15 protein-coding genes and 1 pseudogene are annotated in these 24,806 nt (G+C 72.6%); 12 read left to right on the forward strand and 4 right to left on the reverse strand.

Annotated features, from left to right (window positions below):
- Positions 1–147: 147 nt before the first annotated feature.
- Positions 148–4,267: pseudogene (locus QF034_RS31270) on the reverse strand (bifunctional nitrate reductase/sulfite reductase flavoprotein subunit alpha).
- Positions 4,268–4,461: 194 nt separating this feature from the next.
- Here QF034_RS31270 and QF034_RS31275 point away from each other — a divergent pair.
- The 4 genes from QF034_RS31275 to QF034_RS31290 all read left to right on the forward strand — a co-directional run bounded on the left by QF034_RS31275 (position 4,462) and on the right by QF034_RS31290 (position 7,070).
- Positions 4,462–4,857 (forward strand): cell division protein SepF, encoded by a 396-nt coding sequence (locus QF034_RS31275; RefSeq protein WP_307178042.1) that lies wholly within the window; start codon positions 4,462–4,464, stop codon positions 4,855–4,857.
- Between the two features lie 87 nt (positions 4,858–4,944).
- Positions 4,945–6,102, forward strand: a complete 1,158-nt coding sequence (locus QF034_RS31280) for an AAA family ATPase (RefSeq protein ID WP_307178043.1) — start codon at positions 4,945–4,947, stop codon at positions 6,100–6,102.
- On the forward strand, positions 6,099–6,422 hold the full coding sequence (locus QF034_RS31285; RefSeq protein ID WP_307178044.1) for a nucleotide pyrophosphohydrolase: 324 nt from the start codon (positions 6,099–6,101) through the stop codon (positions 6,420–6,422). The genes QF034_RS31280 and QF034_RS31285 overlap by 4 nt, the downstream gene beginning before the upstream one ends.
- Before the next feature lie 177 nt (positions 6,423–6,599).
- Entirely contained in the window at positions 6,600–7,070 is a 471-nt protein-coding gene (locus QF034_RS31290; RefSeq protein WP_307178045.1) for a DUF6099 family protein, read from the forward strand.
- A 43-nt stretch (positions 7,071–7,113) separates the two neighbouring features.
- Here the strand turns inward: QF034_RS31290 and QF034_RS31295 are convergent, their stop codons facing one another.
- Positions 7,114–7,287, reverse strand: a complete 174-nt coding sequence (locus tag QF034_RS31295) for a hypothetical protein (protein WP_010033808.1) — start codon at positions 7,285–7,287, stop codon at positions 7,114–7,116.
- A 238-nt stretch (positions 7,288–7,525) separates the two neighbouring features.
- Here QF034_RS31295 and QF034_RS31300 point away from each other — a divergent pair, with 238 nt between their 5' ends.
- On the forward strand, positions 7,526–8,449 hold the full coding sequence (locus tag QF034_RS31300) for an LLM class F420-dependent oxidoreductase (RefSeq protein ID WP_307178046.1): 924 nt from the start codon (positions 7,526–7,528) through the stop codon (positions 8,447–8,449).
- Positions 8,450–8,543: 94 nt separating this feature from the next.
- Here QF034_RS31300 and QF034_RS31305 read toward each other — a convergent pair whose 3' ends face one another.
- Complete coding sequence (locus QF034_RS31305; RefSeq protein WP_307178047.1) at positions 8,544–9,356, reverse strand: SAM-dependent methyltransferase; 813 nt, start codon at positions 9,354–9,356, stop codon at positions 8,544–8,546.
- Positions 9,357–9,514: 158 nt separating this feature from the next.
- Between QF034_RS31305 and QF034_RS31310 the strand changes: the two genes are divergently transcribed.
- The 5 genes from QF034_RS31310 (at position 9,515) to fxsT (ending at position 20,936) form a co-directional block, all read left to right on the forward strand.
- Positions 9,515–10,978: a 3' terminal RNA ribose 2'-O-methyltransferase Hen1 gene (locus QF034_RS31310; protein WP_307178048.1), complete on the forward strand. Its 1,464-nt coding sequence runs from the start codon at positions 9,515–9,517 to the stop codon at positions 10,976–10,978.
- Positions 10,975–13,551, forward strand: coding sequence for a polynucleotide kinase-phosphatase (locus QF034_RS31315; protein ID WP_307178049.1), 2,577 nt, complete (start codon positions 10,975–10,977; stop codon positions 13,549–13,551). The genes QF034_RS31310 and QF034_RS31315 overlap by 4 nt, the downstream gene beginning before the upstream one ends.
- Before the next feature lie 231 nt (positions 13,552–13,782).
- Positions 13,783–15,261: a VMAP-C domain-containing protein gene (locus QF034_RS31320; protein ID WP_307178050.1), complete on the forward strand. Its 1,479-nt coding sequence runs from the start codon at positions 13,783–13,785 to the stop codon at positions 15,259–15,261.
- Complete coding sequence (locus tag QF034_RS31325) at positions 15,258–16,373, forward strand: MoxR family ATPase (protein ID WP_307178051.1); 1,116 nt, start codon at positions 15,258–15,260, stop codon at positions 16,371–16,373. The genes QF034_RS31320 and QF034_RS31325 overlap by 4 nt, the downstream gene beginning before the upstream one ends.
- Positions 16,374–20,936, forward strand: coding sequence for an FxSxx-COOH system tetratricopeptide repeat protein (fxsT, locus tag QF034_RS31330; RefSeq protein WP_307178052.1), 4,563 nt, complete (start codon positions 16,374–16,376; stop codon positions 20,934–20,936).
- 50 nt (positions 20,937–20,986) lie between these two features.
- On the opposite strand, the gene QF034_RS31335 is transcribed toward fxsT, so the two are convergent.
- A complete protein-coding gene (locus QF034_RS31335; protein ID WP_307178053.1) occupies positions 20,987–22,348 on the reverse strand; it encodes a cation:proton antiporter in 1,362 nt (453 codons plus the stop codon).
- Positions 22,349–22,533: 185 nt separating this feature from the next.
- On the opposite strand from QF034_RS31335, the gene QF034_RS31340 reads away from it, so the two are divergent.
- Positions 22,534–23,667, forward strand: a complete 1,134-nt coding sequence (locus QF034_RS31340; protein ID WP_307178054.1) for a hypothetical protein — start codon at positions 22,534–22,536, stop codon at positions 23,665–23,667.
- Positions 23,664–24,770 (forward strand): effector-associated domain 2-containing protein, encoded by a 1,107-nt coding sequence (locus QF034_RS31345; RefSeq protein ID WP_307178055.1) that lies wholly within the window; start codon positions 23,664–23,666, stop codon positions 24,768–24,770. The genes QF034_RS31340 and QF034_RS31345 overlap by 4 nt, the downstream gene beginning before the upstream one ends.
- Positions 24,771–24,806 lie beyond the last annotated feature (36 nt).

The raw sequence follows: 24,806 nt of genomic DNA on the forward strand, positions 1-24,806 counted from the left end.
GCACCAGAAGCGTGGTTTCTGCCGAGTACACGCCGCAGGACGCTAACCGCCGCCGGTGAGCGGGGCCCGGGCAGCGGTGAAGAGGCGGGTGTGAGGCGAGTAAGGACCCGACGGGCGCTCAGCAACCGCCGAGCCACCGCCGACCGCTCAGTACACGTCCCGTACGTACCGCTTGTCCGCCGCGAGTTGTTTCACGTACGCGGCGGCCTCCGCCTCGCTCAGCCCGCCGTGGGCCACCGCGATGTCCCGCAGGGCCCGGTCCACGTCCTTGGCCATGCGGGAGGCGTCGCCGCAGACGTAGAAGCGGGCGCCGTCGCGCAGCCAGTGCCACAGCTCCGGCCCGTGCTCGCGCATCCGGTCCTGCACGTACACCTTGTTGCGCTGGTCGCGGGAGAAGGCGGTGTCGAGACGGCTGAGGGTGCCCTCGTCGAGCAGGGCCGTCAGCTCGTCCTCGTAGTAGAAGTCCGTCGCGCGGTGCTGCTCGCCGAAGAACAGCCAGTTGGGGGCCCGGTGCCCGAGGGCCCGCCGCTCCTGGAGGAAACCGATGAACGGCGCGACGCCGGTGCCGGGGCCGACCATGACCATCGGCGTCGACGCGTCGGCCGGGGGCCGGAAGTGCGGCGAGCGCTGCACGAACACCGGCACCTCGGTGTCCGCACCGGCGTCGGCGAGGAACGGCGAGCACACCCCGCCGCGCTGACGCCCCCGCAGGTTCTCGTACCGCACCACGGACACCGTCAGTGACACCTGGTGCGGGTCGACCAGCGGGCTGGACGATATGGAGTACAGCCGAGGCTGGAGCCCCCGCAGCACCCCGGCCCACTCCTCGGCGCTCGCCCGCACCGCGTACTCGGCGATCACGTCCACGGCCTGCCGCCCCCAGCACCACTGCGCCAGCCCGTCCTTGTTGTCGGGCCGCAGCAGCCTGCGCAACTCGTGCTTGTCCCGGGCGCGTTCGGCGACGAACCGCAGCAGGCCGGGGGTGATCCTCGTGATGTCGAGGTGCCGGCCGAGCGCCTCGGCGAACGGCACCTCGCCCACCCCGGCCACCTCGACGGCCGCCCCGGCGTCCAGCCCGGTCACCGCCAGCCACTCCGCCACGAGGGCGGGCGCGTTGACCGGCCGCACGCCGAGCGCGTCCCCGGCCTCGTACGCCAGGTCCGTCCCGCTGGTGTCGAAGGTGAACCGCCGGACCTCCTTGCCCGCGCCGGACCCGCTGAGCAGCCGGTTGCCGACCAGCCGGGCGATCGCGGCGGCGGGCTTCGGCTTGGGCGTGGTCTTGGGCTTCGCTTGCGGTTCGGGTCGCGAGGCCGGAGAGCCGGGCGGGGAGTCGGCCGGAGCGGCGGCAGGACCGCCCAGCGCCGAGAGCACCTGGTCGAGCCACGCCCCGGCGGAGGTCCCGTAGTCCGGCTCGCAGTCCGTACGCGGGGCCAGCCGCACCCCGCCCAGCTCGTCGAGCCGCGCGTCCAGCCGCCGCCCGTGCCCGCAGAAGTCGTCGTAGGAGGAGTCGCCGAAGGCGAGCACGGCGTACCGCACCCCCTCCAGCCGCGGGGCCTCTTCGCCGGAAGAGCGTGTCCCAGAAGCCGGTGCCGTTGTCGGGCGCGTCACCGTCCCCGAAGGTGCTGGTGATGAAGAGCAGATCCGCCGTGCGGGCGAGCGCGACGACGTCCGCCTCGTCCATGCCGACGAGGCTCGTACGGTGCCCGGTCGCGGTCAGCCGCTCGGCCGTGGCGGCGGCGAACTCCTCGGCGTTCCCCGTCTGCGAGGCCCACAGCACCACCACCTCACGGCCGGCCGGCTCCCGCGCGGGGGCGGCCGGTGGCGCCGAGCGCGAGTACATGCCGGCGAGGACCCCGTTGACCCACAGGGCGTGCTCGGGGGTGAAGGGCGCGTCGGGCGGGAGCACCGGAACGCCGGGGGCGCCCGAGCCGAGCCCGGCGAGGAAACCGGTGAGGTACTGGCGTTCCTGGGCGGACAGGACCGGGGGAGGGGAGGGCTGGAGGCCGAACGGGTCGGTCCCGGCGGGGGTGACGGTCGTGGGCAGCAGAGCCCCGGCCGGTTCCTCGCGTACCGAGCCCGCCGCCTCTGGCCCGGACGCCTCTCGCACGGGCGTCGCCACCTTCGCCAGCGACACCGCGCACACCTTGAACTCCGGCTGGAACGACAGCGGATCCACCGCGTCGCTCGTCACCGCGTTGATGCTCAGGTACTCGCCGAACAGGTCGTTCCAGTGGAAGGGCGCGAAACAGCAGCCCGGCCGCACCCGGTCCGTCACCACCGCCGGCAGCACGGCCCGCCCGCGCCGCGAGGCGACCTCGACCAGATCGCCCTCCGCGACCCCGAGCGCGTCCGCGTCCCACGGGTGGAGCTCCACGAACGGCCCGGGGTTCAGCTTGTTGAGCTTGGCGACCTTCCCGGTCTTGGTGAGCGTGTGCCACTGGTGCTGCACCCGCCCGGTGTTGAGCACGAAGGGATAGTCGTCGTCCGGCAGCTCGGCGGCGGGCAGATGCGGCCGGGCGAAGAAGACGGCACGACCGCTCGCCGTCGGGAACCGCAGCCCCTCGTCACCCACGTACCGGACGGGATTGCGCTCCGGCCCGTCCTCCCGCGCCGCCGGCCACTGCACGGGCGTCCGGCGCAACCGCTCGTAGGAGACACCGCGCAGATCCCACTGCGTCTTCGGGTTGTAAAACCGCCGGATCTCCTCGAAGACCTGCTCGGCGCTGTCGTACGAGAACCCCTTCTCGTACCCCATCGCGCACGCGACCTCCGCGATGATCCGCCAGTCGGCCATCGCCTCCCCGGGCGGATCCGCGGCGGCCCGGGTCAGCGTGAGGTTGCGCTCGCTGTTGACGAAGACGCCCTCCGCCTCGGTCCACATCGCGCCGGGCAGGACCACATCGGCGTACGCGTTCGTCTCGGTGTCCGCGAACACGTCCTGCGTGACGACGAACTCGGCGGCCTCCAGGCCCTCGATGACCGTGCGGCGGTTGGCGACCGAGGCGACGGGGTTGGTGCAGATGATCCAGCAGGCCTTGATCTCCCCGTCGGCCATCTTCCGGAACATCTCGACGGTGCCCTGCCCGACCCCGTCGGCCCGCAGCGTCCCCGGCGGCAGCTCCCACACGTCCTCGACGAACGCCCGCTCCTCCGCCACGAGCACCGACCGCTGTCCCGGCAGCCCCGGGCCCATGTAGCCCATCTCGCGCCCGCCCATGGCGTTGGGCTGCCCGGTGAGCGAGAACGGCCCGGCGCCCGGACGGCAGATCGCGCCCGTCGCCAGATGCAGGTTGACCAGGGCGTTGGTGTTCCAGGTGCCGTGCGTGGACTGGTTCAGCCCCATCGTCCAGCAGCTCATCCACTGCCGGCCGGCCTCGCCGATCAGCCGGGCGGCCCGGCGGATGTCGTCCTCGGCGAGCCCGGTGATCTCCGCGACCGCCGCCGGGGCGTAGTCGGCGAGGAACCCGGGCAGGTCCTCCCAGCCCTCGGTGTGGGCCGCGACGAACTCCTGATCGGTGTGCCCGTCCTCGTGCAGCAGGTGCAGCAGGCCGTTCAGCAGCGCGAGGTCGGTCCCCGGCCGGACCTGGAGGAACAGATCGGCCTTGGCGGCGGTCGCGGTCCGTCGCGGATCGACGACGATCAGCTTGGCTCCCGCCTTGACCCGCTCCATCATCCGCAGGAAGAGGATCGGATGGCAGTCGGCCATGTTCGAGCCGATGACGAGGAAGACGTCCGCCTGATCGAAGTCCTCGTACGAGCCGGGCGGCCCGTCCGCGCCCAGCGACAGCTTGTAGCCGGTGCCCGCGCTCGCCATGCACAGCCGCGAGTTCGACTCGATCGCGTTCGTCCCCACGAACCCCTTGGCCAGCTTGTTCGCGAGGTACTGCGCCTCCAGGCTCATCTGCCCGGACACGTAGAAGGCGACCGCGTCCGGGCCGTGCGCGTCGACGATCGCCCGCAGCCGCGCGGCGGTCTCGGCGATCGCGTCGGCGACGGGCGAGGGCACCGGCTCCTCGCCCCGGTCGTCCCGGACCAGCGCGGTGGTGAGCCGCCCGGGGGCCGCGAGCAGGTCGGCCGTGGTCGCGCCCTTGGTGCACAGCCGGCCCGCGTTCGCCGGGTGAGCCTTGTCACCGGACGCCTTCAGGACCGTGCGCCGCCCGTCCGGCCCCAGGGCGACATCGAGCACGAGACCGCAGCCCACCCCGCAGTACGAGCAGACGGTGCGCACCGCTTGCGTCTCCTGCTGTGGCCGGGGGGTCGTGGTCATGCCGTCGACGGTACGAACGCCCCGTTACGCAGGTGTCACATCGCTTGATCACGAGGAGTTACGCCCGTCACACAGCCGTCTTCCGGCCGTTGTGAGGTGCATCGAGGTGGCGGAGCGTGTCGCAGTTGGGCCGAACGGGTGACCGTGCGCAAGAATTGGCCGATGGAGACAGCCAGCGCGAGCCAGGACGGAGCATGCCGGTGAACAGCCACGATGTCACCGACGAACAGTGGGAGGGGCTCGCCCAGGTCGTGCCGCTGCGAGGCCGGGACGCCTGGCCGTCGTCCGTCGGCCACCGGTCCATACCCGAGGCCGAGACGGAGGCGCGACGCCGCTTCGTCCTGTTGCGGGTGAACGTCTTCGCCGACGCCCGTGACGTCGCAGAGACCCTGATGGCGGGCGTGCCGGTGCTGCTCGACCTGACCGGCGCGGAGACGGAGGTCGCCAAGCGCGTCCTCGACTTCAGTACCGGTGTCGTCTTCGGCCTGGCGAGCGGAATGCACCGGGTGGACCGCAACGTGTTCCTGCTGACGCCGGCGGGGACCGAGGTGACGGGACTGATGGAGGGGGTCGGGGTTCCCGGGGTGTGACGCACGTCGGGGGCCGGGTCGCCCGATCGTAGGAAGCCCTGGGAGACGGAACGGTTCGTCCCGCGGGCGGAGTCCTACGGTCCGGACATGACCCAGCCCCCCACTCCCACGCCTCCCACTTCTCCGGCCCCCCTCGTACGGCCGCGCATCACCGAACTGCGGCTCTCCGCCTTCGCCGGCCACCGCCGCGCCGCACTCCCGCTCGGGCCGCTCACCCTCCTCGCCGGTCCCAGCGGCTGCGGCAAGTCCAGTGCGCTGCGGGCGTACGAGGCGCTCGCCCGGCTCGGGGCAGGCGCGGCGCTCGGCGAGGCGTTCCCGGACCCCGTCGCCTGCGTGCCGGAGCGGGCCCGGCCCGACGCACAGCGCCGCCGCGGCTTCCGTATCGGCTGTACGGCCGACGGGCCCGCCGGCCCGGTCCGGCTCGATGTCGCCGTGCAGGCGGAGCCTCAATTGCGCGTCGTCGGCGAGCGGTTGACGGCCGACGGGCTGGTGCTGCTGGAGACGGCGCTGCGCGACCCCGGGAAGCGGGCCGTGCAGGCCGCCTGGCACACGGCCGGGCCGACGCCGGTGACCCGTGGCCCGCTGCCGGACGACCGGCTCGGCACCGCCCTGCTGCCGCTGCGCGTGGCAGGCCGGACGCCCGGGCAGCGCAGGGTACTGGCCGCCGCCGAGCAGATGGTCGTCGCCCTGCGCTCCGCCTTCGCCTGCGATCCCGACCCCGGCCGGATGCGCGGCCCCGTACCGGCCGGCTCCGGGCGGCTCCTTCGTGACTGCGGCAACCTCGCCGACGTCCTGTCGCGCACGCGCGCCGAGTGCGGACACCGGCACACGCAGTTCGTCGCCGCGGTACGGGCCGGCTGCGCGGGGCCGGTGGCGGACGTGCTCGCCGAGCCACTGGACGACGGGACGGTGCGGGCGGCGCTCGATCGCGGCGACGGCGTCCGGACCGGGCTGCGGCGGCTCGGTGACGGTGAACTGCGGTACACCGCCCTGGCGTTGGTACTGCTCACCGGCCCCGGCGTGCTGGAGGTCGACCCGGCCAGCGAGGTGCCCGCCGCACTCCAGACGCTCACCGTCCTCGCCGACGGCTTCGACCGGGGACTCGACCCCGGCCAGCGGGGCGAACTGCTGCGGCTCGCGGCCCGGATGTGCGAACGCGGCCACATCCGGCTGGTCGGCGCGGTGAGCGACGCGTCGTGGGCCGCCGGGACCGACGGGGTCACGGTGGTACACCTGAAGCCGTGACAGAACCCCTCGACGTGGCGAAACTGCAACGCCGGCTGGCCGAGTTCGCGGCCGCACGGAACTGGCAGCCCTACCACACCCCCAAGAACCTGGTCGCCGCGCTCAGCGTGGAGGCGTCCGAACTGGTCGAGATCTTCCAGTGGCTGACGCCCGAGGAGTCGGCCCGAGTCATGAGCGATCCGGACACCGCGCACCGGGTCACGGACGAGGTCGCCGACGTGCTCGCCTATCTGCTCCAGCTGTGCGAGGTGCTCGGCATCGACCCGCTGGCCGCACTGGACGCGAAGATCGACCGGAACGAACGGAGGTTCCCGATCTAGGAGCCACACAGTCCACTTGTACACTGCGTAACCAAAACGCGGCCCGAATCCGAATTGTTGTCCGCAGATTTCCGTCTTCCTCTGGCTTTTCGTCTCACACCCCTTCACTCTGGGTAGTGAACAAGGGAGTCGGGCGGACGGACGCGCGGAGCGCGTCGGACAGGACGGGGGCAGCGTATGGACGCGGTGCGGCTCATCATGACGAGCAGGCGGTCCCTGGCCGCGGGCGGCGACGTGCCGGGGATCCTGGCCGAGGTGTGGCAGGCGCAGGCCCTCGCGCAGGCGATAGGAAGCCGCCTCGCGGTCGCCGGCCCGCCCGAACTGCGCGGCGAGGCACTGGGGTTGACGGAGCTGGCGGGCCGCGGCTGCGGTGTCCTCGACCCGCCCGAACTGGCCCCCGGTGAGCTGCGGGCGGGCCAGCTCACCGAGTTGGGCGACGCCCGCCACACCCTGATGTGCCTCGGCGGCCTCCTCGGCGAGGTCGGCATCGCCCTCGTGGGCCTCGCCTGCGCCGCGGACGACGAGGGCACGTACTGGCAGTGCATGGAGGCCATCGACGCGGCGGACGAGTCCCGGGACCGCGTCCTGGAAATGCTCCGCAGACTCGCGGACCGGGAACAGGTGTTGCCGGAGAAGGAGGCGGGGTAGCGGCCGCCGCAGACCGGCCCCGGCCGCCCCGCCGGAGCGGACCTCAGCCGACCTGCTCCTCCTCGCCCGACCTCCGGTCGGCGTCCCCCGCCGCCTGAAGGTCCGCGTCCAGCGCCGACAGGTCCGCGTTCAACGCCGCCATCAGCTCCTCCATCTGCTGCAACAGCCCTTTCGGCTGCCCGGTCCCGCCCTGCTGCGGCACGGTCTCTTCGGACATGACGGCCTCCTCGGCCCCTGGCCCCCGGGGAGGCCGACGCGGGTGACGCCCCGGCGCTCACCGGCCGGTGCGGAAGCCGGGGGCTCCGGCTCCGCCCGAGCCAACGATCATCAACGGGGCCGGTCACTGGCCCGGTCACGCGGGACCCGCGGTATGGACGTAATTTCACCCGACCGGGGACCGGGCGGGACGGGGGTCCGATCGCGTCGTCCCACGGACCGGCGTGCAGGATGGAAGCATGGATCTTCGCATCTTCACCGAGCCCCAGCAGGGGGCCACCTACGACACTCTGCTCACCGTGGCCAAGGCCACGGAAGAGCTCGGCTTCGACGCATTTTTCCGTTCCGACCACTATCTCCGCATGGGCTCCGTGGACGGCCTGCCCGGCCCCACCGACGCCTGGATCACACTGGCCGGACTCGCCCGCGAGACCAAGCGCATCCGGCTCGGCACCCTGATGACCGCCGGCACCTTCCGCCTGCCCGGCGTGCTCGCCATCCAGGTCGCGCAGGTCGACCAGATGTCCGGCGGCCGGGTCGAACTCGGCCTCGGCGCGGGCTGGTTCGAGGAGGAGCACAAGGCCTACGGCATCCCCTTCCCCAAGGAGAAGTTCGCCCGCCTCGAGGAACAGCTGGAGATCGTCACCGGCCTGTGGTCGACGGATCTCGGCAAGACCTACGACTTCCACGGCACCTACTACGACCTCACGGACTCTCCCGCGCTGCCCAAGCCCGCGCAGGAGAAGATCCCCGTGCTCGTCGGCGGCCACGGCGCCACCCGCACCCCGCGGCTGGCCGCGAAGTACGCCGACGAGTTCAACATCCCCTTCGCCTCGGTCGAGGACAGCGAGCGCCAGTTCGGCCGGGTCCGTGCCGCCGCCCAGGAGGCCGGCCGCAGCGGTGACGACCTCGTCTACTCCAACGCCCTCGTCGTCTGCGTCGGCCGGGACGACCAGGAGGTCGCCCGCCGGGCCGATGCGATCGGCCGCGAGCCCGGCGAACTGAGGCTCAACGGCCTCGCGGGCACTCCGGCCGAGGTCGTCGACAAGATCGGCCGCTACGCCGAGATCGGCGCGAGCCGCATCTACCTCCAGATCCTCGACCTGGACGACCTCGACCACCTGGAGCTGATCTCCTCGCAGGTGCAGTCCCAGCTGTCGTAAGGCCGGTACGGCAGGACAGCGGGACGACCGTCCGGCGGATCGGGCGTGGAGTGCGATCCGCCGGACAGCCGTCCGTCGAGGCCTGCGCCGCCCGTCAGGGCTTGCGGCCGATCGCCACGTAGAGGGGCATCTCCTCGCCCCCGCCCTCGCCGCCGGTCTGTTCCCCGAGCTCGGGATGCCACCGAGCGGCCAGTACCACCCCCGGCTCCACCAGCTCAAGTCCCGTGAAGAACGCCGAGAACTCGGCACGGGAGCGCACCTGCGCCGCCGTCCCGCCCTTGCGGTACACCTCGACGACCCGCTCCCAGGTCTCCGGGTCGAAGTCGCCGGTCGCGTGCGAGAGCGTCACGTAGCTTCCGGACGGCAGGGGTTCGAGAAGCTCGCGGACGATCCGGGCGGGCTCGTCCTCGTCCCCGACCAGGTGCAGCAGGGCGACGAGGGACAGCGCGATCGGCTGAGTGAAGTCGAGGGTCTCCCGTGCCGCCGCGATGATCTTTGCCGGGTCCCGTACGTCGCCGTGGACGTAGGCGGTCCTTCCCTCCGGCGTGCTGTGCAGCAGGGCCTGGGCGTGCCGGAGGACGATCGGATCATTGTCCGCGTACACCACCCGGGCCTGCGGGACGATCGCCTGGACGATCTGGTGGAGGTTCGGCTCGGTCGGAATGCCGGTTCCGATGTCGAGGAACTGCCGGACGCCTCGCCCGGCCAGCAGCCGGGATGCGCGGTGCATGAACAGGCGGTTGGTCCGCGCCATTTCCCTGGCGGCGGGGAAGAGGGATATCACCTGCTCGGCCGCCTCCGCGTCGACCGGGTAGTTGTCCTTCCCGCCGAGGTAGTAGTCGTACATGCGTGCCGAGTGGGGTTTGCCGGTGTCGATGTGTCCCCCGCTGGTCCCGGCGTCTGTCACGTGAGGCCTCCGCATCTTTGCGTGGGCGCCCTCCCGAATTCCCCCTCGAACGCCCGGTCGATCAGGAGGCTAGCGAAAATTCCCGGGTGCCGCCGGTGCCCGCTCTGTACGGTGGGGCGTATCCGCAGTTCAGACCACTGATCAAAGGTCGACCCACCGTGTTTCTGACCATCACGACCACCGGCACTTCGGAGCGCCCCGCCACCGATCTCGGCTTCCTGCTGCACAAGCATCCCGAGAAAGCGCAGGCGTTCTCCACCTCCTACGGCACGGCCCACGTCCTCTACCCCGAGGCCGACGACCAGCGCTGCACGGCGGCGCTGCTGCTGGAGGTCGACGCGGTGGCCCTGGTCCGGCGCGGCAAGGGCAAGGGCCGGGGCGGCGCCCCGGACGCGGCACTCGCGCAGTACGTCAACGACCGCCCGTACGCCGCCTCCTCCCTCCTCGCCGTGGCGCTGAGCGGCGTGTTCTCCAGCGCGATGAAGGGCGTCTGCAACGCCCGGCCCGAACTGCCCGCCGTGCCCCGGCCGTTGCGCATCGAGGTGCCGGCGCTGCCCGCCCGGGGCGGCCCCGCGCTGGTACGACGGCTCTTCGAGCCGCTGGGCTGGACGGTCACCGCCGAGCCCGTGCCGCTGGACACCGAATTCCCGCAGTGGGGCGACTCGCGCTACGTCCGGCTCGAACTGGAGTCCGCGGACCGCACGCTCGCCGAGGCCCTGCGCCACCTCTACGTCCTGCTCCCGGTCCTGGACGACGCCAAGCACTACTGGGTCGCCTCCGACGAGGTCGACAAGCTGCTGCGCGCCGGCGAGGGCTGGCTGCCCGGCCACCCGGAGCAGAAGCTGATCACCAGCCGCTACCTGTCGCGCCGCTGGTCGCTGACCCGGCAGGCGACGGAGCGGCTGGAGCTGGTACGGCTGGCGGAGGCGGACGACAGCGAGGTCGAGGAGATCGACAACGCGGTCGAGGCGGAGACCGAGACCGAGGAGCGGCCGACCCCGCTGGCCGTGCAGCGCCGGGAGGCGATCACGGCCGCGCTCAAGGCGTCCGGGGCCGCCCGGGTGCTCGATCTCGGCTGCGGCCAGGGCCAGTTGGTGCAGGCGCTGCTCAAGGACCCGGCGTTCACGGAGATCGTGGGCCTGGACGTGTCGATGCGCGCGCTCACCATCGCGTCCCGGCGGCTGAAGCTGGACCGCATGGGGGAGCGGCAGGCCGCGCGCGTCAAGCTCCTCCAGGGCTCGCTCGCCTACACCGACAGCCGGCTCAAGGGGTACGACGCCGCCGTGCTCAGCGAGGTGATCGAGCACCTCGACCTGCCCCGGCTGCCCGCCCTGGAGTACGCCGTGTTCGGCGCCGCACGGCCCAGGACCGTCCTCGTGACGACCCCGAACGTCGAGTACAACGTGCGCTGGGAGAGCCTCCCGGCCGGCCACGTCCGGCACGGCGACCACCGCTTCGAGTGGACCCGCGCGGAGTTCCGGGCCTGGGCGCAGGCGCTGGCCGAACGGCACGGATACGCGGTCGAGTTCGTACCCGTCGGCCCGGACGACCCGGAGGTGGGGCCGCCCACCCAGATGGCCGTGTTCACCCTGACCACCCCGAAGGAGGCGAAGGCGGCATGACCGACGTACGCGAGGGGCGCGTCCTGCCCGTCACCGACCTCTCCCTGGTGGTGCTCGTCGGCGCCTCCGGCTCCGGCAAGTCCACGTTCGCGCGCAGGCACTTCAAGCCGACCGAGATCATCTCGTCGGACTTCTGCCGCGGTCTCGTCTCGGACGACGAGAACGACCAGGGTGCCACCAAGGACGCCTTCGACGTCCTGCACTACATCGCGGGCAAGCGCCTCGCCGCGGGCCGCCGCACCGTCGTGGACGCGACCAGCGTGCAGCCCGACGCCCGCCGTCAGCTCGTCGAGCTGGCCAGGCGGTACGACGTGCTGCCGATAGCCATCGTGCTCGACGTGCCCGAGGACGTGTGCGCCGAGCGCAACGCGGCCCGCACCGACCGCGCGGACATGCCCCGCCGGGTCATCCAGCGGCACACCCGTGAACTGCGCCGCTCCCTCAGGCACCTGGAGCGCGAGGGCTTCCGCAAGGTGCACGTCCTGCGCGGCGTGGAGGACGTCGAGACCGCCACCGTCGTCACCGAGAAGCGCTTCAACGACCTGACGCACCTCACCGGCCCCTTCGACATCATCGGCGACATCCACGGCTGCTCGGCCGAGCTGGAGTCGCTGCTGGGCAAGCTGGGCTACACCGACGGCGTCCACCCCGAGGGCCGGACCGCCGTCTTCGTCGGCGACCTGGTCGACCGGGGCCCCGACAGCCCGGGCGTCCTGCGCCGCGTGATGGCGATGGTGAAGTCGGGCAACGCCCTGTGCGTGCCGGGCAACCACGAGAACAAGTACGGCCGGTACCTCAAGGGCCGCAAGGTCCAGCACACCCACGGCCTCGCCGAGACCATCGAGCAGATGGCGGGCGAGAGCGAGGAGTTCGCCGCCGAGGTACGGCAGTTCATCGACGGCCTCGTGAGCCACTACGTCCTCGACGGCGGCCGCCTGGTCGTCTGCCACGCCGGGCTGCCCGAGAGGTACCACGGCCGCACCTCCGGCCGGGTCCGCAGCCACGCACTGTACGGCGACACGACCGGGGAGACCGACGAGTTCGGCCTGCCGGTGCGCTACCCGTGGGCGGAGGAGTACCGGGGCCGGGCGGCCGTCGTCTACGGCCACACTCCGGTCCCGGAGGCCACCTGGCTCAACAACACCATCTGCCTGGACACCGGCGCCGTCTTCGGCGGCAAGCTCACCGCGCTGCGCTGGCCGGAGCGCGAACTGGTCGACGTCCCTGCCGAGCGGGTCTGGTACGAGCCGGCCAAGCCGCTGCGCTCCGAGGCCCCCGGCGGGCAGGACGGCCGCCCGCTGGACCTGGCGGACGTGCGGGGCCGCCGGGTCGTGGAGACCCGGCACCAGGGCCGGATCTCGATCCGCGAGGAGAACGCGGCGGCGGCCCTGGAGGTCATGAGCCGCTTCGCGGTGGACCCGCGGTTGCTGCCGTACCTCCCGCCGACGATGGCCCCGACCGCGACCTCGCACGCCGACGGCTACCTGGAACACCCGGCCGAGGCGTTCGCCCAGTACGCGCAGGACGGTGTCGCCCGGGTCGTCTGCGAGGAGAAGCACATGGGCTCGCGTGCGGTGGCCCTGGTGTGCCGGGACGCCGAGGCGGCCCGCAAGCGTTTCGGTGTTGGGGGTACCTCCCGCTCGAGCGAAGCCGAGAGTGGGGGAGGCCCGACCGGCTCCCTCTACACCCGCACCGGCCGCCCGTTCCTAGACGACGACGCCCTCACCGAGGAGATCCTCACCCGGGTGCGCACCGCGATCGGCGAGGCCGGGCTCTGGGACCAGTTGGAGACGGACTGGCTGCTGCTGGACGCCGAGCTGATGCCCTGGTCGCTGAAGGCGTCCGGGCTGCTGCGGTCGCAGTACGCCGCCGTGGGCGCCGCGTCCGGCGCGGTGCTCCCGGGCGCGCTGGCCGCACTGGAGGGAGCGGCGGCGCGGGGCGTCGACGTGACCGGACTGCTGTCCCGCACCCGCGAACGGTCCGCCGACGCCGCCGCGTTCACCGAGGCGTACCGCCGCTACTGCTGGACCACGGACGGCCTGGACGGCGTCCGCCTGGCACCGTTCCAGATCCTCGCGGTCCAGGGCCGCAGCCTCGCCGGACTGCCGCACGACGAGCAGCTCGCCCTGCTCGACCGGCTCGTCGAGCACGACGGCAGCGGCCTGCTCCAGACCACCCGGCGGCTCTACGTCGACACCGCCGACCCGGAGTCCGTGCGGGCCGGGGTCGACTGGTGGCTGGAGATGACCGGCCGCGGCGGCGAGGGCATGGTCGTCAAGCCCGTCGGCGCACTCGTGCGCGACAGCCAGGGCCGCCTGGTGCAGCCCGGCATCAAGTGCCGGGGCCGCGAGTACCTGCGGATCATCTACGGCCCCGAGTACACGCGCCCGGAGAACCTGGCCCGCCTGCGCTCGCGGTTCCTCAACCACAAGCGGTCCCTGGCGATCCGCGAGTACGCGCTCGGCCTGGAGGCCCTGGACCGGCTGGCCGAGGGCGAGCCGCTGTGGCGCGTGCACGAGGCGGTGTTCGGAGTGCTGGCGCTGGAGTCGGAACCGGTGGACCCGCGTCTGTGAGCCGGCTGCCGCTCTCCTCCGGCCAGGCCCGTCCCGCTTGGGACGATCCTGGCCGGACGTCGTCCTTCTGATCCCATTCGTCCCTGGTTAACCGCTGGTTGCCGTGCTAACTTCGCTGGTCGGTCAGGCAGGTGTACCGGCTCAGGGGGAAAGTCGGTGGAGACACACGCGGGGTTCGGCGAACCCGAGGGTGATTCGGGGCGCGCGGACGGCTTACGGCTGCTGTTACGGATGACCAACGCCCTGTGCGGCCTCAGCTGCATGGAGGACGCGCAGGGGCGGCTGCACTTCGGGGTCGTGCTGGGTGATCTGCTGGGCCGTCAGATCGATCTGCGCGGGGTCAAGTTGCGCGAGGACGTGGTGCTGCTGGTGCGCGCCGCGCTGAACATGCCGGGCGGCGAGCGCCTACTCGTCGAGGTGGTCCGGATCCTCGAAGGAGACCTGGCGGGCGACGAACTCGACCTGCTGCTCGACCAGTGGCTCGCGCCCGCCCCGCCGCCTGCCCTCCAGGGCCCCCTCACCCGCGCCGAAACGACCCGGGCCCGCTCCGTCCTCGCCCTCGGTGAACTCCCCGCGACCCGGCTGCGCGACGCCCTGGTCGAGGAGCTCAACGGGCTCGACCTGCCCACCGGACTCATCCCGGAACAACTCCTCGCCCACGTCCTGGACTGGAACGTGCAGCCGGACGGACTGCCCCCGGCCGTCCTCCTGATCGACCACGCCGCCCGGCTCGCCGCCGCCGCGGAGCACCGCACCGCCCTGTCCGGCTGGGCCGACGACTGGGCCGCACAGCACGGCCTGACCGGCGCGCTGGAGGCACGGCGGCGGGCGCGCGGCGCGGTGACGAGCGATCCGGACATCCCGCGCTGCCTGGTCGTCGCCGTCGAACCCGCACGGGACGGCACCGGTGACATCGTCGTCCGCCCCTGGCTCAACACCGTCCCCGGCCGCTGGAACCCCCAGCCGGGCGAGCCCGCCACGACCACCCTGGACGAGCTCGGCACGGCCGTCCAGCGCGCGTTACGGCAGGGCGCCCGCCTCTGGGCGGCCCCCCGCGACCCCGATCCGAGTGGACGCCGGCAGCCGCCGCCGTACATCGAGTTCGTCCTTCCGTACGACCTCCTCAACCACGATGTGGCGGGCCTGACCTTCCGGATCGGCGACGGGCAGCCGCTGCCGCTCAGCCTGAAATACGGGGTGCACCTGCGCAGTCTCGAGCGGATGCGCACGGACGACGCCCTGGTCCTGGACCAGTGGCGGGAGCGCTGGCACACCCTGCGCGAACACGGCGTCCTGGTGCACGGCTGGCGCGAACCGGACGGCGGCCGGCTCGGCGAGTGGCAGGCCGGGCTCGCCGGGGAACCCAGACACACGGCGGTGGTGCTCGACGCGCCGGCCGACGTCATGGCCCTGGAGGCCCTCAAGGCCGCCATAGCGGAAGGGATAGGACTCGCGATCTGGGACCGCAGAGGGACCTTCCGCGAAGAGCGCCGGGAGGTCGTGACCGCCCTGTTCGCCGCGGCGTCCACACCGGCGAGGATCCCGGTGGCCGTTCACCTCCTGCGCAGGAACGCCGAGAGCGAGGGGCGCGGACCCGGCGAGCTGCTGGGCAGGCATATCGGCTTTTTCTGGGACGATCCAACACGTCCCGTGGATGTTCAGCCCACCGACCACCCAGGCGATCTCGCCAGCGAGGAGGCATCGGCATGACCGCGCAGGAGCAGACGGTTCCGAACGGCTGGCGGCTCTTCCACGGCACGGGCAGTGCCCCCGCCGTCCCGCCCGAACTGCCCGCACCACCGCCCTGGCGCCGGTTCGGCGGCGGTCCGCCGTGCCCCGTGCCCCCGGCCGACGCGCAGGCCGCGCGGCGCCGCCTGGGCCCCGGCGACGTCACCCCGCAGCTGGGTGAGGAAGAGATCGACATCGTCAACGCCGCGCTGCTGCTGCGCCGGCCCCTGCTGATCACCGGCCCGCCCGGAGTCGGCAAGTCCACCCTCGCCTATCTCATCTCGCGTGAGCTCGGCCTGGGCCGGGTCCTGGAGTGGAACGTCGTCAGCCGCACAGCCCTGCGGGACGGCCTCTACGCCCATGACGCCATGGGCCGCGCCCAGGCCATCGCCGCCTGGCGGGCCGACGCCCCGGGTCCGGCACGGGAGCCGGGGCCGGCCGGGGGCGCGGGACCGGCCGAAGACGCGGGGCCGGCGGCGGACGTCAACACGGCGCTTACTCAAAAACCTCGTCAACTTCCTCCAGTTCTCGGTGACTTCATCACCTTGGGCCCCCTGGGGACCGCCCTGCTGCCCTACGATCGTCCGCGTGTGCTTCTCGTCGACGAACTCGACAAGAGCGACATCGACCTGCCGAACGACCTGTTGCACGTCCTGGAGAACGGAAGCTATGACGTCCCCGAGCTGGTGCGCGACGCCGCGGACACCGCGAGCGTCCACACCAGCGACCCGGGGGGCCGCGCCGAGGTGCGCGGCGGGCGGGTCGAGTGCCGGGAGTTCCCGGTCGTGGTGATCACCAGCAACGGAGAACGCGAATTCCCCGCGGCCTTCCGCCGCCGCTGCCTGCCGCTGGAGATGCGCACGCCCACCCGGGAGCAACTCCTGGCCATGGTCGAAGGCCACCTCGGAACCCGCCCGCAGGGCACGGAAGACCTGGTCGACCTGTTCGTCCAGCGCGTCCAGGCCGGCGGCACCCACTCCCTGGACCAGTTACTGAACGCCGTCCAGATGACTACCGCGGGTGGTTTCCAGGCCGATGGTGACGGGCGTAAGCTCGTGGAAATGCTCCTACGCGACCTCGCGAAGGGCCGCTGAATGAAGGGCTATCCCAGGGAGCACGCATCCGGGCCCGGCGACGGATTCCCCGTGTCGGGGTCGTCGCCTCCTTCGGCGTTCGCCGAGTCCGCCGACGAGGCGGCAGAGCACGGAGCGCCGGTCCCCGCCGCCCTGGAACAGCCCGCCCCACGCTGGCAGGACGTCGCCGACGCCGTCTGGCTCGCCGCGTACTGGAGCCACCACGGAGGCCCGGGCACCTCCGGCCCGGAGGCCGTGCCGGACCGTGCGGCCGCGCCCCTGGCCGCGCCTCCCGTCCGGCCACGGGACACGGAGGAGGCGAACCAGCCGGAGACACCCCCGGCCGACGAGCCCCGCCCGGCCGGCACCGCCCCCGACCCCGTAAGCCCCCCGCGGCAGCCCGATGCGCCCGCCGCCCCGGACGCTTCGGAGGACCCCGGCGACCGCCCGCGGCCGCGGGTCGCCCCGGCGCTGCCCGGTGAAGCGGCCGCCGAGGCCCGCCTGTTACCCGACGCCGAGGGCCGCTTCACCCTGCGCCTCGGGCAGCCGCTGCTGCCCGCCGACGACCGCCCGCGGCACGCGCCGGGGCGCACCACCGCCCGGTTCGCCCGCGCCCTGCACCAGATGGCCCGCCGGGTGCCCTCGCGCGACACCCTGGAACTCGACGAGGAGACCACCGCCGAACAGGGAGTCGCGGACGGCTTGTGGATGCCCTTCCTGCGTCCCGCCCGTACGGCGGCCTTCGACCTGGTCCTGCTCGTCGACGACGCGCCCACCCTGCGGATCTGGGAGGAGTCCACCGCCCGTCTCGCCCGGGCCGCCGAGCACAGCGGCGCCTTCCGGGCCGTGCGCACGGCCCGGGTGAACGTGCCGCGCACCGGGACCGCCACCCTGCGCTGGACCGCCGCCCGGGCGGCCGCCGACCCCGCCGAACTCCTCGACGGACGCGGCGACCGCGTCTTCCTCGTGGTCACCGACGGACTCGCGCACGGGTGGGCCTCACCCGCCGCCGACGACCTGCTCGGCCGCCTCGCCCACGCCGGCCCCACGGCCCTGCTGCATCTGCTGTCGCCGCATCTGCGCCACCGCACCTCGCTCTACCCCTACCCGGCCGTCCTGGAGGCCGGCGGATTCGGCGCGGCCAACGACGGGCTCGAACACTGGGCGCCCCCCGGCGGCCCCGACCCCCTGCGACCGCTGCCCGACGCGGGTGACGGCTCCGTGCCCGTGCCGGTGCTCTCCCTGAAGCCCGGCTCCCTCGCCGCCTGGGCCGACCTCGTCACGGGGGAGCGCGGAGTGCGCCGCGCCCTGCCGGTCGTCCTGGCCGGCACGCTCACCAAGGGATCACCGGCGCCCGGCCTGCGCGCCCCCCGCTTCCCGCGCGCCGCCAAGGCCGCCGTGCGCCGCTTCTTCACGCTCGCCACCCCGGCCGCGCGCCGGCTCGCCACCCAACTCGCCGCCGTTCCCTTCGAGTTCGACCTCGTCGAGCAGCTGCGGCGGCGCACCATGCCCGAGACCGGCCCGGACCACCTCGCCGAGATCCTCATGGGCGGGCTGATCGACTGGGACAGCGGCGGCGAGGGGCGCCCCGAGTTCGCCGACGGGGTCCGCGAGGAACTGCTCGCCACCACCACCCGCAGCCAACTCGCCCACACCGTCAGCGTGGTGGGCGAGCTGCCCGCCGCGGGCGCCCGGGGAATCGCGCTGCGCGCCGCCCTGCGCGATCCGATGGGCGCCACGCTGCCCGACCCGTCCGAGCGGAGCTGGATGCGGAGCGAGCTCGCCGTGATGCGGGCGCTCTCGGGGCCGTACTCCGAGCGGGCCCGCCGTATCGAGCCGGGACTCTCCAGGGCCCGCGGACCCGGTGCCGCCGAACGAGTGAGTCCGGGGATGTCCGGAGTTACATCCTCTGAGGTGAACAGTGCGGCTCGTGGGGGAATGTCCGACGGAACGGGAAGTCTGCCACCGTCGAACGGCCCCAACGAACCTGGAGAACCTCCCGTGCCACCCCTGGTAACCGACGCCACCCCACAAGATCCCTCGGAGGCTGAGCCCCCCATGCCGACCACCGCGACCGGAACGCCCGCCGCCCTTCTGGTGAACGTGCCTCTGCGGAACACGTCATTCGTCGGCCGGCAGGCGCTGCTGAGGGCCGTGGAGGAGCAGCTGGGCTCGCAGGACACGGCCGCGGTGCTGCCCAACGCCCTGCACGGCCTCGGCGGCGTCGGCAAGTCCCAGCTGGCACTCGAGTACGTCTACACCCACCAGCACGACTACCGGGTGATCTGCTGGATCCCCGCCGAGCGGGAGAGCCTCATTCTCGCCGCGCTGGCCCAGCTGGCGGCACAGCTGGGCGTCGCCCCGACCGGCCAGGACAGCCTCGGCGCCCCGGCCGCCAACACGGCCGTGCCGGCCGTACTGGACGCACTGAGCTCCGGAAAGCCGTACGACAGCTGGCTGCTCGTCTTCGACAACGCCGAGGACGTCGATGCGGTGCGCGCCTACTTCCCCACCAACGGCCCCGGGAAGGTCATCGTCACCTCCCGGAACCGGGCCTGGGAACGGGTGGCCACGTCGCTGCCGGTCAACGTGTTCGAGCGCGAGGAGTCGATCGAGCTGCTCCAGAAGCGCTCGCCCGACCTGTCCACGGAGGAAGCCGGCCGGCTCGCCGAGGCGCTGGGCGACCTGCCGCTCGCGGTCGAGCAGGCGGGAGCCTGGCGTGCGGTGACCGGCATGCAGGTCGACGAATACCTCGATCTGCTCGCGCAGCGCAGTCCCGAGATCCTCGAGCTCGACCCGGCTCCCGACTACCCGGTCTCCGTCGCCGCCGCGTGGGACATCTCGCTGGAGCGGATCAAGGAGAACAACCCCGGCGCCCGGCAGCTGCTCGACATCTGCGCCAGCATGGCCCCCGAGCCCATCCCCAGGGCGATGCTGCGCGGCAGCCGCGGTGTGAACGTCACGCCCGAGGTCGACCCCCTGCTGCGGGAGTCGATCAAACTCAACCGCGCCGTCCGCGACCTCAGCCAGTTCTCCCTGGTCCGGGTGGACCCCCGTTCCGACACCCTGCAGATGCACCGCCTTCTGCAGACCGTGCTCCTGGCCAAGCTGAACGCCGACGAACGGGAGCGGATGCGCGACGCCGCGCACCAGCTGCTGTCGGCCGCCAAGCCCGGGCCCTCCGGCTCCTCACTGGAATGGCGCGCGTACCAGGCGCTGTTGCCCCACGTGCTCACGTCCCAGGCCGTGACGAGCACCGACACCTATGTGCGGGAGCTGGTCTTCGACACGGTGTGGTTCCTCTACTACTGGGGCGACCACGTGAACGCCGCCGACTTCGCCCGCCAGGCCTGGAGCGCCTGGATCGGATCCTCGGGCGAGGACGACATCAACGTCCTCCGGATGACCAAGAGCCTCGGATTCCTGCTGCGGCAGAACGGCCAGGTTCCCGAGTCCATCCCGCTCACCGAGAAGGCCCTGGAGATCTCCCGCCGTACGGACATCGACCCGGAGAACCTGATCGACTCGCTGTGCGAGATGGCGGACGCCCGCGGCTACCAGGGCAGGTTCGACGAAGCGCGGGCTCTGACGCAGGAGGCCACCGAGCTGGCCCGGACCCTGTTCGGTCCGGACGATCCGATGACGCTGCGTGCCACCCACGCCTGGGGAGTCGCCCTGCGGTTGTGCGGCCGGTTCAGGGAGGCGCTGCCGCTGGACCGGGAGAACGCCCAGCAGCGTGAGCTGCTCTTCGGTCCGGCCAGCTTCTTCACCCTCAACACGCTCAACGCCCTCTCCATCGACATGCGAGAGAGCGGGGACTATCCCGGCGCCCGCGACTTCCAGGACGACGCGTATCGCCGAGCGCGCACCGAACTCGGTGAGGAACATCCGCTCACGCTGCGCATCGCCCGGAATCTCGCGGTCTGCCTGCGTCGTGACGGGGCGCACGACGAGGCGGCCAAGCTCTCGGAGGAGACGCTGCGGCGCTTCATCGCCCGTTACGGACACGACCACTTCGACGCCATGTCGACGGCGACCAACGTGGCCGTCGACCGCCGCCTGACCGGTGACGTCGACGGCTCCCGGGACCTGGCGGAGGTGACTCTGCGGCGATTCGAGCAGCGTCTCGGCGAAAACCACGCGTACACCCTGCTGACCAAGGCGAACCTGGCCGCCACCCTGCGCCAGCTCGGTGCGCTGGACCAGGCTCAGGAGCTGGAGGACGACGCGGCGCGCCGGCTGGCCGCAGGAGTGGGGCCCCGGCATGTCACCGCGCTCACCGTCGCCATCGGCCAGGCCAACACGGCCTACGCACGCGTCGACTTCGAGCGGGCGCACGAGATCGACCAGGCCAATCTGCCGCTCCTCGCCGAGATCGCCGGCGAGGAGCACCCGCTGACGCTGTCCTGCATGGCGAACCTGGGTCTCGACCTGCTCGGTCTGGGCCGCAGGGCGGAGGCGGACGAGCTCAAGCGCAAGGCGACGGACGGCTTCGCTCGTGTAGTCCGGGGCGAGCACCCGTGGCTTCTGGCGGCCCGCCAGGGCCGCCGTATCGACTGCGACATGGCGCCGATGCCGCTGTAGGCGGCGGCCTCGTCCGGGGTGGCGTCGGTGTGCGTGCCACCCCGGGCAGGTCAGCCCGCGTCCGCCACCGGCGTGGTGGGCGTGCCGTCCGAGGGGCGAGGGGACACCGGGGCGTCGGCGATGTGGTCCTGGAGCGGCAGGACGGTCGCGCTCTCGGGCCTGCCCGGCGCGCGCATCGGCTCGTGGTCCGACAGCCGGCGGACCAGGATCAGCAGGGGCTGGGTCAGCAGTGTCGTGGCGAGGGCCATGAAGACCAGCACCGTGTAGAGGGGTTTGCTCACCAGCCCCGCCTGGAGACCGGCGTTGAGGGCGATCAGCTCCGTGAGGCCGCGGGCGCTCAGCAGGACACCGACGGTCCGTGCGTCGTCCCGGTCCAGTCCTCCCATGCGGGCCGCCGCCACGCCACTGCCGACCTTCGTGGTGACCGCCAGCACCGTCACCACCAGCAGCGTGATCCACCCGGTGGCGTTCATGGTGTTGAGGGTGACGGACTGCCCGGAGACGACGAAGAAGTAGGGCACCAGAAGCGAGCTGACGATGTGCAGGGGCCGCAGCAGGTCCGGGTCGAGCGTGCCGTCGTCCTGACGCGGGCAGACGATCCCCGCGAGCAGGGCGCCGCAGATGGCGTGCAGCCCGAGGAACTGCGTCACGGACGCCGACGCGCAGGCGAAGCCGATCAGCAGCGCCAGCCGCAGGGACGGCTCCATCCGGGTCCGCCACAGCAGCCTGCGCAGCGCCGGCCGGGCCGCCACCAGCATCAGCACGGCGAAACCGGCCGCGATGAGCACCCGCCACGGCCAGCCCAGCGCGTGCTCCCCGCTGTCGCCGTCCAGCATCGTCCCGGCCAGCACCGTCCACCCGATCACGTCCAGCAGTCCGGCGGCGGACACCGCGAGGATTCCCGGCACCGTGTCGGCCAGACCGTTCTCCCGCACGATGGCCGTCAGCACCGGTACGGCCGTTATCGACAGGGCGACGCCGGCGAACAGCACCATGCCGACCGTGAGCACGGGCATGTCCAGGGCCCGCAACTGCTCCCGGAACAGCAGCGCGCAGCCGCTCCCCACGACCATCGGCACCAGGAAGGCCGCCAGCGCCACCGTCACCGCCGTACGCGCCCGGTCGCCCAGGATCTTCAGATCCAGCTCGTATCCCACCGCGAACAGGAAGACCACCAGGGCGAACTGGGCGAGCCCGTTCAGCGCGATGCCGATCTCCTGGGGGAACAGCAGCTTGTAGGCACCCGGCGCCGTGCTGCCGAGCAGCGAGGGACCGAGGGCGATACCCGCCGTCAACTGGCCCACGATGTACGGCTGCTTCAGGCGCTGTGCCACCCAGCCGGCGCCATGGCCGATCGCCAGGATCAGGGCCGAGGCGAACAGGAAATGCGTGACCACCGCTTCAGCGCCCACTACGTCCCCCTGTGTCCAGTTGTCGTGGCCGTCGGTCGGGCCGTGGGTGGAGTCCTCGCATGTGTGCTCGACCCCAACTTCCTTATGGTACTGATAACTTGACGCCATATCGGCGGTCGTACACAACTCTGCGCGGGTGTCACGGGGGGCACATGGCGACAGTCGTCTTCATTCATGGAACAGGGGTGCGCGAACCAGGCTTCTCGAAGCTTGCGGGGCGCGTGGCGGCCGGACTGACCGCCCTGCGCGACGGACTTCGCATCGTGCCGTACTACTGGGGAGGCACACACGGCGCCACGCTCGCCGCCGGCGGGGCCAGTCTGCCGGCGGAGCCGGGCGGCACGTCCCGTGGGCCGGCCGAGCGGTCCCCCGAAGACGAGACGGCCGCCACCTGGGCCGCCCTCTACGCCGACCCGTACGCCGAACTCGCCCTCGCCGCGGCCGGTGCGCCGCAGGTCACCGAGAGGGCGCCCGGATCCCTGCCGCCCGACCACGCGATGCGGGCACGCCTCACCGGCCTGGCGGTCCAAGGGGACGAGCCAGCCGCGGGGTTGGGGCCGGGCCTGGCCCGCGCAGCCACGGACCTGGCGGCTCACCCACTGCTCGGACCCGCCGCCGGCGCCCTCGCCCCCGACGACCTGGCGACCCTCGCCGCCCGCAGCCTGACCGCCCGGGTCATCGCCGACGCCCTGGACTCCGACGCCCCGCTCGTGCCGGTCGGCGACATGCGTGACGCGGTCGCCGACCGGCTCGCCACCACACTGGGGGCACAGCCCCGGGGCACGGAACGCGGAGTGCGCTCCCTGCTGCTGCGGGCCGCGGGTTCCGCGGCATCCCGTGCCGCCGTGCGCCGCAGGCGCGCCCTCACCGAGGCCGCCCATCCGGCCGCCGGCGACATCCTGCGGTACCTCAGCCGGGGCGAGCCCGCCCGCACCGGCCTGCGCGACCTGGTCGCGGGCCTGGAACCGCCGGTCACCCTCGTCGGCCACAGCCTGGGCGGAATCATCGCCCTGGACACCCTGGTCTCCGCTCCGCTGCCGCAGGTCCGGCTCCTGGTGACGGCGGGATCCCAAGGGCCGTTCCTGTACGAGTCCGGATCCCTGCCCTCCCTCGAACACCCCGCCCCGCTCCCGCCGCACATGCCCGACTGGCTGAACCTGTACGACCCCCGCGACCTGCTCGCCTACCTCGGTGCGGGCCTGTTCCCGGGCCGCGTCACGGACGTCCTGGTCGACAGCCGTCAGCCCTTCCCGGCCTCGCACAGCGCCTATTGGACGAACCCCGAGGTGTACCGGCACATCGTGGACCGGCTGCCGTGAACCCCGCCCGGGTGCACGCGCTGATCGTCGGTGTCGAGCGGTACGACGCCGGATCCGGCTGGGACCTGCCCGGGCCGGCCCGGGACGCCGTGGCCTTCCATCGGCTGCTGCGGGCGGCCGGGGTGCCGGACGAGCAACTCCGGCTCCACCTCGCCCCGTTGCCGCCGTACGCACCGGAGGTCCCGTACCGACCCGCCGACCACGCCACCCTGCGCCGCGTCCTCGTCCGGGATCTGCCATCGGTCCAGGGCGATGTCCTGTGGGTGTGGTGGGGCGGCCACGGCGTCCTCGACCTGGCCGGGCATCTGCGGTTGTTCTGTGCCGACGCCAGTACCGCCGACAAGCTGGGCATCGACCTGGACTCCGCGCTCGACCGGTACGCGGGGGACGCCGTACCGGCCTTCGGCGAGCAACTGTGGATCGTGGACGCCTGCGAGACCTTCGAGGAGGACCTCGCCTTCCGGGAGCGACTGCCACCGGACGCCCTGCCGGCGGGGCGGCGCAACCTCGCCCATCGGCAGACTCTGCTGCGGGCGGCCGGGCGCGGACGGGTCGCCGCCAACGACCCCGAGCGCGGTACGGGGCTGTTCTCCGAGATCCTGCTCGGGCTGCTGGCCGAGGAGACCGCAGTCCTGCCCGCCCTGCCCGATCCGGAGGGACTGTTTCCGGCCGTAAGGGCACGTATCGCGGCCCTCAGGGAAGCGGGACGTACTCTCCAGTATCCGGAGATTCGGCTCCAGAGCCCCGAGCGCACCGAGATCGTGACGCCGGCTCGGGCGGGTGCCGGGGCGCGCCCGGCTTCACCGTTGCAGCGGGCCGTCGACGCTCTCGTCGCCTACCCGCTGATGCGGGATCCCACCGAACGGCAGGCCGTGGTAGCCACGTTGGACCCCCGTGTCACTGCTACGTTGCCTCGTCACAGCAAGGCCCGCACGGATGTCGTCGGCATCCTCAACAGGCTGGCCCGGGGCCGGCCGGAGATGCTGTGGGAGCTGTTCGACGCCGTCGTCTCGCTCGACGACGATCCGGATCTCAAGGACGAACTGGGCTCTGCCCTAAGGGAGTTCGCGGCCTCCGTCGGACGCTCGCGCGATCAGAAATGATCGGGTGGCGTGATCGTACGGTTTTCGACCCGGGCA

The organism is Streptomyces africanus (assembly GCF_030816955.1).
Lineage (GTDB): Bacteria > Actinomycetota > Actinomycetes > Streptomycetales > Streptomycetaceae > Streptomyces > Streptomyces africanus.